Origin of the sequence: Auritidibacter sp. NML130574, from assembly GCF_003185725.2 — a bacterium.
Classification (GTDB): domain Bacteria; phylum Actinomycetota; class Actinomycetes; order Actinomycetales; family Micrococcaceae; genus Auritidibacter; species Auritidibacter ignavus.
In genome coordinates, this window is record NZ_CP031746.1 from 1,257,610 (window position 1) to 1,271,606 (window position 13,997).

At 58.9% G+C, this 13,997-nt stretch carries 11 protein-coding genes; 2 read left to right on the plus strand and 9 right to left on the minus strand.

Annotated features, from left to right (window positions below; all coding sequences use genetic code 11):
- Position 1: 1 nt before the first annotated feature.
- On the plus strand, positions 2–1,774 hold the full coding sequence (locus DCC27_RS05745; protein ID WP_110101087.1) for an AMP-binding protein: 1,773 nt from the start codon (positions 2–4) through the stop codon (positions 1,772–1,774).
- A gap of 91 nt (positions 1,775–1,865) precedes the next feature.
- On the opposite strand, the gene DCC27_RS05750 is transcribed toward DCC27_RS05745, so the two are convergent.
- From DCC27_RS05750 to DCC27_RS05780, 7 genes are all read right to left on the minus strand, one after another.
- Positions 1,866–2,651 carry an enoyl-CoA hydratase-related protein gene (locus tag DCC27_RS05750; protein WP_110101088.1) on the minus strand — a complete coding sequence of 262 codons (786 nt, stop codon included), beginning with the start codon at positions 2,649–2,651 and terminating at the stop codon, positions 1,866–1,868.
- Positions 2,652–2,669: 18 nt separating this feature from the next.
- On the minus strand, positions 2,670–3,602 hold the full coding sequence (mmsB, locus tag DCC27_RS05755; protein ID WP_110101169.1) for a 3-hydroxyisobutyrate dehydrogenase: 933 nt from the start codon (positions 3,600–3,602) through the stop codon (positions 2,670–2,672).
- Positions 3,603–3,607: 5 nt separating this feature from the next.
- Entirely contained in the window at positions 3,608–4,684 is a 1,077-nt protein-coding gene (locus DCC27_RS05760; RefSeq protein WP_110098763.1) for an enoyl-CoA hydratase/isomerase family protein, read from the minus strand.
- Between the two features lie 26 nt (positions 4,685–4,710).
- Complete coding sequence (locus tag DCC27_RS05765) at positions 4,711–6,210, minus strand: CoA-acylating methylmalonate-semialdehyde dehydrogenase (protein WP_110110405.1); 1,500 nt, start codon at positions 6,208–6,210, stop codon at positions 4,711–4,713.
- Between the two features lie 134 nt (positions 6,211–6,344).
- Complete coding sequence (locus DCC27_RS05770) at positions 6,345–7,700, minus strand: YibE/F family protein (protein ID WP_110101090.1); 1,356 nt, start codon at positions 7,698–7,700, stop codon at positions 6,345–6,347.
- Positions 7,693–8,634: a GNAT family N-acetyltransferase gene (locus DCC27_RS05775; protein WP_110101091.1), complete on the minus strand. Its 942-nt coding sequence runs from the start codon at positions 8,632–8,634 to the stop codon at positions 7,693–7,695. Before DCC27_RS05775 ends, DCC27_RS05770 begins: the two co-directional genes overlap by 8 nt.
- Positions 8,635–10,017, minus strand: a complete 1,383-nt coding sequence (locus DCC27_RS05780) for a glycine--tRNA ligase (RefSeq protein ID WP_110098766.1) — start codon at positions 10,015–10,017, stop codon at positions 8,635–8,637.
- A gap of 196 nt (positions 10,018–10,213) precedes the next feature.
- Between DCC27_RS05780 and DCC27_RS05785 the strand changes: the two genes are divergently transcribed.
- The gene (locus DCC27_RS05785) at positions 10,214–10,474 is read left to right on the plus strand and encodes an RNA-binding S4 domain-containing protein (protein ID WP_110101092.1); all 261 of its coding nucleotides are present in this window, start codon (positions 10,214–10,216) and stop codon (positions 10,472–10,474) included.
- 130 nt (positions 10,475–10,604) lie between these two features.
- Here DCC27_RS05785 and DCC27_RS05790 read toward each other — a convergent pair whose 3' ends face one another.
- Positions 10,605–13,151, minus strand: coding sequence for a bifunctional UDP-sugar hydrolase/5'-nucleotidase (locus tag DCC27_RS05790; protein WP_110110354.1), 2,547 nt, complete (start codon positions 13,149–13,151; stop codon positions 10,605–10,607).
- A 136-nt stretch (positions 13,152–13,287) separates the two neighbouring features.
- Positions 13,288–13,971 carry an alpha/beta hydrolase gene (locus tag DCC27_RS05795; protein WP_110101094.1) on the minus strand — a complete coding sequence of 228 codons (684 nt, stop codon included), beginning with the start codon at positions 13,969–13,971 and terminating at the stop codon, positions 13,288–13,290.
- Positions 13,972–13,997 lie beyond the last annotated feature (26 nt).

Sequence of the window (13,997 nt, forward strand, 5' to 3'; positions counted from 1 at the left end):
CATGTCAGCTACCGAGACATTTCGCGCAGCCCGCGATCAACTTCTTAGCTACCGCACCGATATCCAGAGCGCCCGAGAGAACTTCAGGTGGCCAGAGTTTGAGCACTTCAATTTCGCCCTAGACTGGGTCGACCACGTGGCCTATGAGACCGAACGCGGGGATCACAACGCGTTAGTCATCGTTGAAGAGGATGGTTCCTCGACGCGACTGACATATCGAGAACTGGCCGACCGCTCCTCGCAGGTTGCCAATTGGTTGCGTTCTCTGGGTGTACAGCGTGGCGATGGCGTGATGGTGATGCTCAATAACCAGGTGGAGCTGTGGGAAACGATGCTGGCTGGCATCAAATTGGGGGCGGTGCTGTTACCAACCACGGTGATGCTCTCGCCCCATGATCTACAGGAGCGCATTGATCGTTCCGAGGCTCGCTGGGTTGTGGTCAACCCAGATAACGCAGAGAAGTTCGAGGCCGTCACCGGTGAGATGACGGTCATCACCACCGGAACCACGAGGTCGGACACCGAAGCGCAGAATGTGGCCCACCCCCGGTTCAGCTACGTTGCCTCGTTCGATGCGGACATCGCCTTTACACCGGATCAACCAACTCCTGCTGATGACACGGTCCTGTTGTATTTCACCTCCGGGACCACATCACGGGCCAAAATGGTGGCTCATTCCCATCTCTCGTACCCGGTTGGGCATTTCACCACGGTATATTGGATCGGTTTAGAACCCGGAGATGTTCACCTCAATGTCGCGTCGCCAGGGTGGGCAAAACACGCCTGGTCGAATTTCTTTGCCCCGTTGATCGCTGAAGCGACGATCTTCCTCTACAACTATTCACGCTTCGATGCCGAAAAATTGATGCAGGTTATGGATGACGAAGGGGTGACGAGTTTCTGCGCTCCGCCGACGGTTTGGCGGATGCTGATTCAGGCGGATTTGACCAAACTGAAGAATCCACCCGACAAAGTTGTTGCTGCCGGTGAACCGTTGAACCCCCGGGTGATCAATAAAGTCCGCGAAGACTGGAATCGAGACATTCGCGACGGGTTCGGACAGACCGAGTCCACGTTGCAGATCGCTAATACTCCCGGCCAGGAGCTCAAGCCCGGTTCCGTAGGCCGGCCCCTCCCCGGCTTTGAGGTGGTCCTGATCGATCCGGCCACCGATGAGCTCATCGAAGGGGCAGGAGAGGGCGAGGTATGCCTGGTTGCCGCCCCTCGGCCGGTAGGGCTGATGAAGGGCTACTATAAGGACCCGGAGAAGAACGACAAAGCGTTCCGCGGTGGCTACTACCACACCGGTGACATCATGGAGCGAGATGAGCAGGGAATCTTCACCTATATTGGTCGAGCCGATGACGTGTTTAAAGCTTCTGACTATAAGCTCTCCCCCTTCGAATTGGAATCGGCAGTGATTGAGCATCCGGCAGTGGCCGAGGTGGCGGTGGTCCCATCCCCAGATCCGATTCGACTCTCGGTGCCGAAAGCCTATGTGGTGTTGGCCGCCGGGCACGAGCCGACTGCTGAGACCGCGGCATCGATTTTCGCTCACACTTCCACGGTGTTGCCTCCGTATGCCAAGATTCGCCGGCTGGAATTCGCCGAGTTGCCCAAGACGGTTTCGGGCAAAATCCGCCGTGTTGAATTGCGTGCAAAAGAGCGGGAATTCCACGGTGAGGAAGGCGAACTCACGGATCAAGCTCGTGCCACGCGCACCAGCACCGAAGGGTACAACCACGAGTTTTCCGACACGGATGTCACCGCGTAACTGACCGATTTCCCGGACTTCAGCCCTCAGCACAGCAGGATCCGCCGGCTGGTAGGACACCAACCGGCGGATCCTGTATGTGTGGGGATTTTTAGTGATCTGTGAATTCAGGTTTGCGCTTTTCGTTAAAGGCGGCCATGCCCTCTTTCTGGTCCTGCAGGGAGAACAGGCTATGGAAGGTCCGGCGTTCAAAGAGCACACCTTGTTGCAAGGTGGTCTCAAAGGCAGCAGACACCGCGTCCTTGGCGACCAGAACCACCGGACGCGATTTCGAGGCGATGGTTCCGGCCACCTCGATCGCGGTGTCAAAAACCTTTTCATCCTCGTCGACTAGTCGTGAAACGAGACCGGCGCGTTCTGCTTCGTCGGCTGGCATCATCCGACCGGTCAGCACCATGTCCATGGCCTTGGCTTTTCCGACCGCTCGGGTGAGTCGTTGGGAACCACCCATCCCGGGGATGACACCGAGGTTGATTTCAGGCTGACCAAATTTGGTGGAGGGACCGGCGACGAGAATATCGCACATCATGGCTAGCTCGCAGCCACCACCGAGCGCATAGCCGTTGACCGCAGCAATGGTAGGGATCCGTAGATTCGCAAAGGCGTCCCAATCGGCAAACCAGTCGTTGCGTGCCATCTCTACTGCGGTTTTGGTCGACATTTCTTTAATGTCAGCACCGGCAGCGAAGGCTTTCTCGTTGCCCGTAATGACGACAGCCATGACCTGGGGGTCTTTTTCCCAGCCTGTGACGGTGTCCACCACCGCGGTCATGACCTCGGCATTCAGTGCATTCAGGGCCTGAGGACGGTTGAGCCGGATCACTCCGATCCGGTCTTGGACTTCGGTCAGAATAATCTCTTCGCTGGACTCAGTCATCGTCTCGTCATCTACCTTTCAGTGGTGGGTGTCGTTGTTTTGCGCTTTCTCGTCGTCATCACGGGGTGAACCCTGGCGAATAGTTTTAATGATCGCTGAGAAGTCCTGTCCTGAGTAGGCACCACCATCTAGCTCGTTGAACTGACGGTATGCCTCGTAGGCTGCTTCCCCGAACGAAGCCGAGGTCCCGGTGGTTTCAATCGCCGCATGCGCCAACCCGAGATCCTTGGCCATCAGCGCGGTCGCAAACCCCGGGGCGTAGCCCCGATCAGCCGGGGCCGTGCCCACCGGGCCGGGCACCGGGCAGTTGGTGGTCACGGCCCAACATTGTGCCGCCGAAGTCGACAGCACATCGTACAGTGCCTGGTCGCTGAGCCCCAGATTCTGTCCCAGCGCGAAGGCCTCACTGGCGCCAATGGTGGTCACCGCCAACAGCATGTTGTTACAGACTTTTGCCGCTTGTCCAGCACCGGAGTTACCGCAGTGCACAATCTTGCGTCCCATGGCCTGGAAAAGCGGTTCGGCCGTGGCAAACGCTTCGGCATCGCCACCCACCATGAAAGTCAAGGTTCCTGCCTCAGCACCGGACATGCCGCCCGAGACCGGAGCATCCAGTGGGCGGTGGCCTGCCTGACGAGCCTGTTCTGCAGCCTGACGGGCTTCATCGACGCTGATAGTCGACGAGTCAATAAACAGCGTGTTCTCCGGCGCGGCAGCTAGTAAGCCTTGATAGGCATCCAACACCTGTTGCCCGTTTTGGAACATGGTGATCACCACCTCGGCGTCGCGCACCGCGGCCTCTCCTGACTCGGCCGGGGCAATCCCCGCCTCGGCGGCACGCTCCACGGCAGCGGGAACCACGTCGAAACCGGTCACCTGGTAGCCGGCCTCCAGCAGGTTGCGGGCCATATGGGCCCCCATATTTCCTAATCCCAAAAACGCGATGTTCATCAGGTTCATCCTTCGTTGAGTTCTAGATCTGCTACCCCATCGACAGGGTCAAAGAAGCTGTTGACCAGCTGTTGGCTGACCTGCGAGAGCTCAGCCGGTTTCCACCGCGGGTTGCGGTCTTTATCCACCAGTTGAGCGCGGATACCCTCGCGCAAGTCGTGGCCATAGGCAGCATTCATGGTGGTCCGCAAATCTTGAGCCAGGGTTTCACCAATGGTCTGGTCTCCGGCCCGTTTGACGGCTTCTAAAGCCACTTTCATCCCGGTCGGTGAATTACGCTGTAGTGCTCGGAGCGCCTTTCCGGCCGGGTGGTCGGGGTGGTTTTCCACCAAGCCACTCACATTGCTCAGCATCTGTTCCACGGTGTCTGCGTCGTAGACTCGGTCGATCCATTCCGCCTGGGCGGCCAGCTCTGACTGGCCCGGCTCAGCCTGAAACTGCCGGATGGTCGGGTCCAGTTGGTCTGCGGTGCTGATCTGAGACACCGCGTCCAAAAGTTCCTCGATGGACTCGTCGTTGACGAAATAATCAGCCATTCCGATATGTAGGACATCGGCAGCTGAAATGTGTGCACCGGTCAGTGCCAGGTGGCGTCCCAGCAGTCCAGGCGCCTGGGCTAGGTAGTTGACTCCAGCCACATCGGGGCTGAAACCGATCCCGGTTTCTGGCATACCCAGCCGGGTCGTCTCGGTCACGATCCGGTGGGAGCTGGGGCCGGCCAGGCCCACTCCCCCACCGAGCACCACACCGTTCATCACGGCCAGCACCGGCTTAGGGTAGACCGAAATGGCGTGGTCGAGCTGGTACTCCGCAATGAAGAACGGCGAGGCATCACGCGGATCATTGACGACCTGGTGGTACAGCGCCACCACGTCCCCGCCGGCACAGAAACCGCGATCGCCGGCACCGCGCAACGCGACTGAGACCACCGCAGAGTTCTCGCGGAACTGTTGCAGTGTCGCGGTGATGGTGCGGACCATCTCCAGTGACAGCGAGTTCATCGCCTGGGGCTTATTCAGGGTGATGATGCCCAGTGATCCACGGACCTCTGCTATGACGTGTTCGGAATGGTTCTCGCTCATCTTCGTGGTCCTTTCGTGGTGGGGTGTTAGTTGCCGGTGGGCATCACGAAGCTGGCGCCGTCTTTGATACCGGATGGCCACCGTTGGGTGACGGTCTTGGTGCGGGTATAGAACCGGAACGCATCGGGGCCGTGCTGATTGAGATCCCCGAAGCCCGAGGCTTTCCAGCCGCCGAAGGTGTAATAGGCGATCGGAACCGGGATGGGCACGTTAATACCGATCATGCCCACCTCAATCCCAGCGGCGAATTCCCGAGCAGCGTCACCGTCGCGAGTAAAGATCGCCACACCGTTGCCCATCTTATGGCCGTGGATGATCTCCACCGCTGCGTCATAGTCGGCGGCCGGGACAATGGACAGCACCGGACCGAAGATCTCATCGGCGTGCAGTGAGGACCCGGGAGTGACGTGGTCGAAAATGGTGGCACCGATATAGAAGCCATTGGGATAATCGGCGACCTTGGGATGGCGGCCATCCAGGATGAGCTCGGCACCCTCATCCACACCGCGGGCGATGGCTGCTTCAATGCGTTCTTTGGCTTCCGGGGAGACGACCGGACCGAAATCGGAGTCCTGAGCCAGCGAGTGTCCCACGGTGAGTCGCTGGGCGCGTTCCAGGACCTTATCGCGAATGATCTGATGTGTCTCAACGCCGACCGGCACCGCCACGGAGATGGCCATACACCGCTCACCGGCCGAACCAAAAGCCGCCCCAATCAGTGCATCGGCGGCCTGGTCCATATCGGCATCGGGCATAATCACCATGTGGTTTTTCGCCCCACCGAAGCACTGGGCGCGCTTGCCCTTCGCGGCAGCGTGGGAATAGATCGAGGCAGCAATCGGGGTGGACCCCACAAAGCCCACGGCCTTGATGTCGGGGTGGTCCAGGATCTCATCCACGGCGGTTTTATCGCCATTAACGACCTGCAGGATGCCATCGGGCAGCCCAGCCTCGGTGAACAGCTCCGCCAGCCGCAGGGGCACCGAAGGGTCTCGTTCGGAGGGCTTGAGGATGAAGGCATTACCGGAGGCAATCGCGCCGGCGGCCTTCCACAGCGGGATCATGGCCGGGAAGTTGAACGGGGTAATGCCGGCGACCACGCCCAATGGCTGGCGCATGGAGTAGACATCGATGCCGGTGCCGACTCCGGTCGAGTACTCGCCTTTCAGCAGGTGCGGGGCTGCGGTGGCGAATTCCATCACGTCCAGCCCACGTTGCAAATCTCCCTTGGCGTCGTCCAAAATCTTGCCGTGTTCCAGCGAGAGCAATTCAGCCAGCTCGTCTTCGTGCTGGTAGGCCACATCCACGAATCGCGAAATGATCCGAGCTCGTTTCTGGGCGTTGGTGGCTGCCCACGCGGGCTGGGCTCGTTTGGCCTGGGCGATTGCCTCCCGAACCTCGTCGACACTGGCCAGCGGGACCTGAGCTTGAACTTCTCCCGTGGAGGGGTTGTAGACGTCACTGAAGGCACCAGATGATCCCGGTACCCGTGCACCATTGAGGTAGTGACTAAGTTGCTGAACCATGATCGAGACCTCTTTCTCCCGTCGTGCTACCAATTCATGCCACACACCTGCAAACTGTACGAGCGTACAGGACAGTGTTCATCTCTGAATCTAGCACGAGTTGTGCCCCGGATCACACTACCACGGGCTGGAGGTTAAGAGTCACTGCTGACGGCCTTGGCCACCACAACGGCAATGGCGGTGGTGGCCGGGATGGCCAAGACCAGTCCGATCGATCCCACCAAGATCCGGACGACTTCTTCGGCCAGTTCGGAGGAGACCAGGATGGTGCCCAGTCCGGTTTCGTACATGGAGATCACCATCATGACCGGTAACGCTGATCCGGCATAGGCAAAGGCGATGGTATAGACCGTGGAGGCAATGTGGTCCCGACCGATGCGCATGCCGGCGCTAAAGAGCTCCCAGGCGCTGGCCTGCGGGTTGGCGGCTTGCAGTTCCCAGACCGCTGAGGATTGGGTGATGGTCACGTCGTTGAGCACTCCCAGCCCGGCGATAAGTAGTCCGCAGAGCACAATGCCGGAGAGCCGAATATCGGGCACAACCGAGGAGAGCACGAAGGATTCTTCTTCACCCATCCCGGTCAGATAGGCGGCATCGGTGCTCCAAATGGCCAATCCTGCGGTCAAGCCCAGGCCTAAGAGGGTGCCGAGCAGGGCGGTGGTGGTCCGTAGAGAGAAACCGTGGGCGAAGTAGAGCACAGCGACCATGATCAAACAGCACCCGACGAGTCCAATCCACAGTGGTGGGCCGCCTTCGAGCAGTGCCGGGATCATGAAAAAGAAGATCACCGCGAAGGAGGCGACGAGTCCGATGATCGCGCGCACCCCGCGCCACCGGGCCACCAGCACGACCACCAGCGCGTAGAGGCCGGCCAGTAGCACGATCGGTACGGTGCGCTCGAAGTCGACGAAATCGGCCACCGAGGTGTCAAATCCCGACGAGGCGTTGGGGCGCAGGATTTTCAGTCGGTCTCCCACCTCAATGCTGGCCGAAGCCGAGACCTGGGGCGGGATCTCCACTTCGACTCGTTCACTGCCACCTCCATCGGGATTGACCCAAGCGGTGTGGCACTCTGGGCTAGCCCCGGTCTCGGAATCGGGCAGGGTCATGGGAGCCCCGGTGGTTGACTCCATCACCTGGTTTTGGTCTTGACAGCTTCGTTCCGCCGTTTCGATGACGGTGGCCGGTGTGATGGTGAAGTTCTCGGTCGTGCCGTAGGGGTCGTCGAGGGCCAGTTCCCGGTAGCTGCCGGAGGGCCACAACAGCACCATGCCGATGATCAGCACCAGGGTCAACGGGGCCAAGATTCCGGTCAGCCACCCGATGACACGGCGCTTTTTGCGACTGGAGGTGCCAGCCACCAGTCCATCGGCGCTGGGCCCGGCCGGTAGGCCGTGGCCGTGCCCGGCATGCGGGGTCCCAGTCTCCGTCTCGTTGCGGGGGTGCCCAGCAGTGGTTGCTCGACGTGAACGGCGACGGTGATCAGCCATCCGTGGCCCACAGGTGATGAGTTGCTTCCACGGTGGCATAGCCGGAGTCAATCAACTCGTCGATGACCGGGTTGAGCGCGGTGAGTGACTCATCGGTTTCGAGCTGAATCGGGTATGTTCCGGTGAGCATGGCGAGTAAGTTTCTCACGGCGGTGTGCGGGTCGGGAGCCTCCGGGTTCCATCCCATGAGCACCTCGGCCGGTTGCCGTTCATCGTGCTCGGCTCCGTCCGGTCCCTCCACCAGGTAAGAGATCGCGAATGCCTGAATGGTACCTGAGTGCGCTTTGGGGCGGTCTCGGACTACCACAGCGCCGGTCGCTGCAGTTTCAGGTGCCAGGAAGAGCTGTTGAGCCTTGGTCAGGCTGATCTCGCTGGGATCCCAGCTAGCATGCACGGCATTGTAGAAGGTCGCGACCGCTTGAGAGAGCTCAACGGAACCGGTGCCGAGTTCTTCTAACACTGGGGCACCGTCCTCACCATTCTCGCTGAAGGTGGGAGTTTGTAGTCCACCGGGTCCAATCAACACCCTCCGAGCGGTGTTGATGCGGGAGAACCCGTGCCGGGTTAAAAAGGATTCGGTGGCGGTATCACCGGCCACCGACCGGGCCTTGAGCTCGCTACCTGCCGGGATGTTCTCACCCAACCGTTCCAAGAGCAGGCCGGCAATTCCTTGACGACGCTCGAGCGGAGCAGTTTCGAGGTATACCCAGTGCCGTTGGGGGTGGATGGGTTGCTCTCGCACACCACCGGCAGCGATGGCAATACCGTCGCGTTCAGCGACCAAAGTGATGCCGAAGGGCTCGGTGGTGGCCCTGGCAAGAATGAGTCGATCGGCAGCTTGCTGGGGCGAGGCGACGTCGGCGAAAACTTCGAGAAGCTTCAGGTCGTCACCTTCTGCCCAAGGCCGGATGTGAATATCGTCGCCTGGTGTCATTTAGATACCCAAATTGGTGCTGAGGTAGTTCTCCACCTGGTCAAGGCTCACACGTTCTTGGTTCATCGAGTCACGTTCGCGGATCGTCACGGCCTGGTCTTCGAGCGTGTCAAAGTCGACGGTGATGCAGTACGGGGTACCAACTTCGTCCTGACGACGGTAGCGACGCCCGATCGCCCCGGACTCGTCGTAATCGACATTCCAACGTTTCCGCAGCGTGTCTGCCAGCTGGCTAGCCGGGACCTGTAGCTCGGATTTCTTCGACAGCGGGAGCACGGCGGCTTTAATCGGTGCCAATCGGGGGTCCAGGCCCAGTACGGTGCGCACATCAACCCCACCCTTCGTGTTGGGGGCTTCGTCTTCGCGGTAGGAATCCACTAAGAAGGCCATCAGCGAGCGTGTGAGACCGAAGGAGGGTTCAATCACATAGGGTGTGTACCGCTCGTTGGTGCCCTGGTCGAAGTACTGCATCTTGGTACCGGAATACTCGGTGTGTTGCGACAGGTCATAGTTGGTCCGGTTCGCAATACCCATCAGTTCGCCCCACTCAGAACCCTGGAAACCGAAACGATACTCCAAGTCGATGGTGCCGTCCGAATAGTGTGCCCGGTCTTCGGCAGGAACATCGAACTTACGCAGGTTGTCGGAGTTGACGCCGAGATCAACGAACCAGTTGAAGCAGTCATCAACCCACCGGTCAAAGTGTTCGCCAGCCTGGTCGGGATGGACGAAATATTCAATTTCCATCTGTTCGAATTCGCGGGTGCGGAAGATGAAGTTACCCGGAGTGATCTCGTTACGGAAGGCTTTACCAATCTGGCCGATACCAAACGGTGGTTTCTTCCGGGAGGCATTGAGCACGTTCAGGAAATTCACGAAGATGCCCTGGGCAGTCTCCGGGCGCATGTAGTGCAGGCCTTCCTCATTATCAACCGGCCCCAGATAGGTTTTGACCAGTCCGGAGAACAACTGAGGTTCGGTCCACTGGCCACGAGTCCCACAGTCGGGGCAGACGATTTCTGCCATGGATTCTGCAACACGGTTATGCTTGGCTTCGAAAGCTTCCTCGAGGTGGTCTTGGCGTTGCCGGCGGTGACAGCTCGTGCATTCCACCAGCGGGTCCGTGAAAGTCTCGACGTGGCCGGAGGCCTCCCAGACCTGACGGGGCAAAATAATGGACGAGTCCAGTCCGACCATATCGCCACGCCCACGAACAAAGGTCTGCCACCACTGATTCTTAATGTTCTCTTTCAGCTCGACGCCCAGTGGTCCATAGTCCCAGGCTGAACGCGAGCCACCGTAAATTTCACCGGCTTGGAACACGAATCCACGCCGTTTGGCGAGATTAATAACCTGGTCCAGAGGAGATGACGGGGCAGCCATGAAGCTTCACTTTCTGCGCGGGCTCGCGCGGGACAAAGGTGGTATGAGTGTCTTGATATCGTGGAGGCTCACTCTGTTCGATGGTGCGTAAGCGAGCCTAACGGTGACTAGTCTACGGGCAGTTTGAGTCACGGGCACGGATGCGACACCCAGATCAGGCACTGACAACATCGTTGGCGGGTGTGAGAATGGCATCATGGGTATTTCTGCTTCTGAGCCACCTGACGTCACAGCACTATTGATCAACGATGACATGATCCGTTTAGGCCAGGCCCTCAAATTGGGAAACCTCGTCGAAGACGGAGTGGAGGCCCGTGAGATTATCCAGGATGGCCTTATTGTGGTCAACGGTGAGGTCGAAACTCGCCGTGGTCGGCAATTGCACCCCGGGGACGTAATTGCTGTCCCGAGCGCAGGCATTGCTGTCACTATCGAACGAGAATCACCCGGGGTCTAGTCTGTTCCTGTGTTTTTCGTTCTTTAACCCGGTTAAGACTCAGCCTCCACAACGATTCAGGGTGGTGACGGAATGATTCCGTCACCACCCTGATCGTCGGTGTGAACTATCCCCTCAGGGGATAGGGCCCTTACTCGTGAGCGTTAGCGCGGCGGCGAACCAACAGCGCGCCAGCACCCAGGGCTGCTACACCCAGCAGTGCCAGACCACCAATGGTGGCACCAGTGGAAGCCAAGGAGCCCTGTTCAGAACCTTCGGCACCGCCCTGGCCCTTGTCGCCAGCCTCGCCATCTTCGCTAGCCTCGCCACCTTCGCTAGGCTTGCCCGACTCATCTTCATCACCAGGTTGCTGACCAGGCTGCTCGCTGGTCTCGTCATCACCAGGCTGACCAGGCTGCTCGCTGGTCTCGTCATCACCAGGCTGACCAGGCTGCTCGCTGGTCTCCTCGTCACCAGGCTCGGTCGTCTCACCATCACCAGGCTGTCCGCCCTCGTCGTCCCGCTCACCAGTCAACTCAATGGCGCGGGTAATGATGGTACCGGTGGTCTCATCCACCAGCTTGACCTGAACGTTACCGGCAGCCAAATCGAACTGCGACAGGTCGAACGTGACGTTACCTGCTTTGTCTTGCACCTCGACGGTGCCCAGTTCAACCTCGGTGCCATCTTCGGTCACGATGCTGGCCGCGAAGTTCTCCGGAATCGGAGCGTTGTAGGACGGAACACCCAGGGACTGCAGGCCGAAAGTCAGCTCGCCGTTGATGTCGTAGCTATCAGACACATCAGAGACCTTGATGGCCTGCTGATCGAAACGCGGAGCAATCTTGCCATCCAGCTCGTCACGCAGGTAGTTGACGAAGATGTCGGAGTCAATCAGCGCGGTCTGCTGCTGGTTCAGGCTGTTACCAAAAGCACGGAAGTTGTCACCACCAGCGGCCAAGAAGGACGGCAGAGCCACCTTGAAAGTCTCGTCACCAGTGACCAGCTTGTCGTTAACCCAGATCTGGTCGATGTTGTTACCCAGAGTCTCGTGACCAGCACGGTTGTTAGCGTTGGTCGACACTTCACCGGTAAAGGTGTAACGAACGTTAGAGCTCAGAGCCAGTTGCAGGTAGGGGCGAGAAGGAATCTCACCATCAGCGGTGGTCTGCCACTGCTGCTCCAGCGCTTCACGGAGCTGCTCGCCGGTGATCTCTACGACGTAGATGTCGTTAGCAAACGGGTTCACGGATACAGCATCAGCAACGGTAACTTCACCAGGTTGCAGGTCTTTGTTCAAACGCAGGCCACTGGGGAATTCGTCACGGAGGGAGCCGGCGGCCAGCACACCGATGTCAGCACTCAGACCAGCCGGGTTGTTATTGCCGGCCCACAACCACGCATCGGCCACCAGGTGACCCATGGTGGATTCACGATCACGCTGGTCGAATCCACCCTTATCGGTGGCCTCAGGATTGTAACCGGTGGTGATGTAGTCTTCGAGCTCACCGATCACCACAGAGCCTTCTTCTTCAGCCACAGCAGCGGCGTCATCAACAATCTGCTTAACCTCGGTCAGCACCGGGCTGGCAGCGATCTCTTCATCACTCGGGTCCTGTTCGGCCGGCAAGTTCTTGTGCTCGACGTCAATGATCTCGCCCTCAGCATCGAGGCTGAAGTCAACACGAGCCAGGTTGCTGCCGTATTCACCGGTCTGCATAACCGGGCGGGTCTTGCCCTCCTCGCCTGGAACTGGAGCATCCACGTTGTACAACTCGTGAGTGTGACCGGTAAAGATCACGTCAGCTTCAGGGTGGGTGTTGTTGACGATGCGGTCGTTGTCAATATTGTCGGTGTTGACACCCTCGTGGTACGAAGCCACGATGATGTCTGCCTCGCCGTTCGACGCATCCCCATCGGACAGCTGCTCAACGTAGGTGTTGACCGATTCCACCGGGTCTTTGAACTCGACGGACTCAATGCCCGCCGGGTTCACCAGGGTAACAGTCTCCTGGGTCACACCGCCCACGACGGCCACGGAGTGACCGGACTCGGTTTCGTAGATCTTATAAGGATCGGTCAGCGGCTCGCCGGTTTCCTTCACGATCACATTGGCCGCCAGATGATCGAAATCCGAGCGCGGGAAGACACGGTCTACTAAGTCGCTAACGCCCTTATCAAACTCGTGGTTACCCAACGCACTAGCATCCAGACCTAGAGCATTCAGGTAATCCAGAGTCGGGTTGTCATCCTGCACAGAGGAAACATACAGAGAAGCACCAATATCGTCACCAGACGACAAGAACAAAGTGTTACCAGGGTTCACAGCCTGCTGATCAGTGATCAGCTTGGCAAACGGCATGGCGATATCTTCACTCATGCGACCATGAAAGTCATTGATGTTCAGCAAGCTGACGGTGGTTTCTCCGTCTGGGTTCTCGGCGGTTTCCTCATCCGGATTAGGGGATTCGGAGCCCGCGGTCTCAGAACCTTCCGTCTCGGTATCTTCAGTCTCAGGTCCGTTGTCAGCGGGCTGAGTTTCGTCAGGAACTTCCGACGACTGAGTAGCCTGTGCCGAAGGTGCGAGATTTTCTTCAGGGGCAGGGGACTCGGAAGTCGCTGCCAAAGCCGGGGTCGGAGCAAGCAACCCCACAAGAGTGATCAGCCCGATAGCAAGCGGGCGACGATTCGACGACATGCGTGTTCTCCTCGGTGATAGTGATCTTGGAACAAGGCTTGGTCAGCCTCAGTAAGAACACGATCACTGTAGGGGCCACAGATTACAGATTGGTAACAACCCATGTCTCCTGATGCACCCCGAAATTCACCTACGGTTAACGCCGGTTCGCGACGTGGCGAACGAGGAATGCGGTGAGATCGGAGATTTCCTGCGGGTGTACCCCATGGCCCACACCTTGGTACGTGTCCTGTGTGAGGTCGACATGCTGGTCAAGCCACATGCCAGCCTCTTTGGCCATCTGGGGTGGGATGATGGGGTCTTGTAGGTCGCGACCCCAGAAGACCGGCACCTGTTTGGTTGCCAGTTCTTCGTCGTGACTCAACAGCTCTGCCAGGAGTGGCTCGTTACTCGCGTCAAGAACAAAGCCCGACAGACCAACCACCGCAGCATACTGCTCGGGGCGCATCCGCAACATGGAGGTGGCCATGGCCATACCCTGGGAGAACCCCAGAATGGAGACGGTGCGGAAACCATCGGCCACGCTCTGGATCCAGGCATCCAACTGTTCCAAGCTACTCCGAACGCTTTCGGGCGGGGAGCTCAACTCTTCAGTGATCGGGAACCAGGCGTATCCATTCATCCCGTTGGTCAGCCAGATGGGGGCACGCACCGCGGCTACGGTAAAAGTGTCGGGCAACTCGGCCGTGAGCGGAAGGAGATCGGTTTCATCGGCGCCGTAACCGTGAAGCACCACGAGCAGATCACTATCGCTCCGGGAGGAAAGGTCCTGGTGGCTGAAACGTACTACCAGCTGGTTCGACTCAGTGTTGTAGCTCATAGTCGATGATCTTAGCGAACCAGTCT

Excerpts from the sequence above, each read along its gene's own strand:
- DCC27_RS05770 (WP_110101090.1), bottom strand. The coding sequence starts at position 7,700 with ATGGCTGATCACCGTCGCCGTTCACGTCGAGCAACCACTGCTGGGCAC.
- DCC27_RS05780 (WP_110098766.1), bottom strand. The coding sequence starts at position 10,017 with ATGGCTGCCCCGTCATCTCCTCTGGACCAGGTTATTAATCTCGCCAAA.
- DCC27_RS05750 (WP_110101088.1), bottom strand. The coding sequence starts at position 2,651 with ATGACTGAGTCCAGCGAAGAGATTATTCTGACCGAAGTCCAAGACCGG.
- DCC27_RS05785 (WP_110101092.1), top strand. The coding sequence starts at position 10,214 with ATGGGTATTTCTGCTTCTGAGCCACCTGACGTCACAGCACTATTGATC.
- mmsB (WP_110101169.1), bottom strand. The coding sequence starts at position 3,602 with ATGAACATCGCGTTTTTGGGATTAGGAAATATGGGGGCCCATATGGCC.
- DCC27_RS05795 (WP_110101094.1), bottom strand. The coding sequence starts at position 13,971 with ATGAGCTACAACACTGAGTCGAACCAGCTGGTAGTACGTTTCAGCCAC.
- DCC27_RS05760 (WP_110098763.1), bottom strand. The coding sequence starts at position 4,684 with ATGAGCGAGAACCATTCCGAACACGTCATAGCAGAGGTCCGTGGATCA.
- DCC27_RS05790 (WP_110110354.1), bottom strand. The coding sequence starts at position 13,151 with ATGTCGTCGAATCGTCGCCCGCTTGCTATCGGGCTGATCACTCTTGTG.
- DCC27_RS05775 (WP_110101091.1), bottom strand. The coding sequence starts at position 8,634 with ATGACACCAGGCGACGATATTCACATCCGGCCTTGGGCAGAAGGTGAC.
- DCC27_RS05765 (WP_110110405.1), bottom strand. The coding sequence starts at position 6,210 with ATGGTTCAGCAACTTAGTCACTACCTCAATGGTGCACGGGTACCGGGA.
- DCC27_RS05745 (WP_110101087.1), top strand. The coding sequence starts at position 2 with ATGTCAGCTACCGAGACATTTCGCGCAGCCCGCGATCAACTTCTTAGC.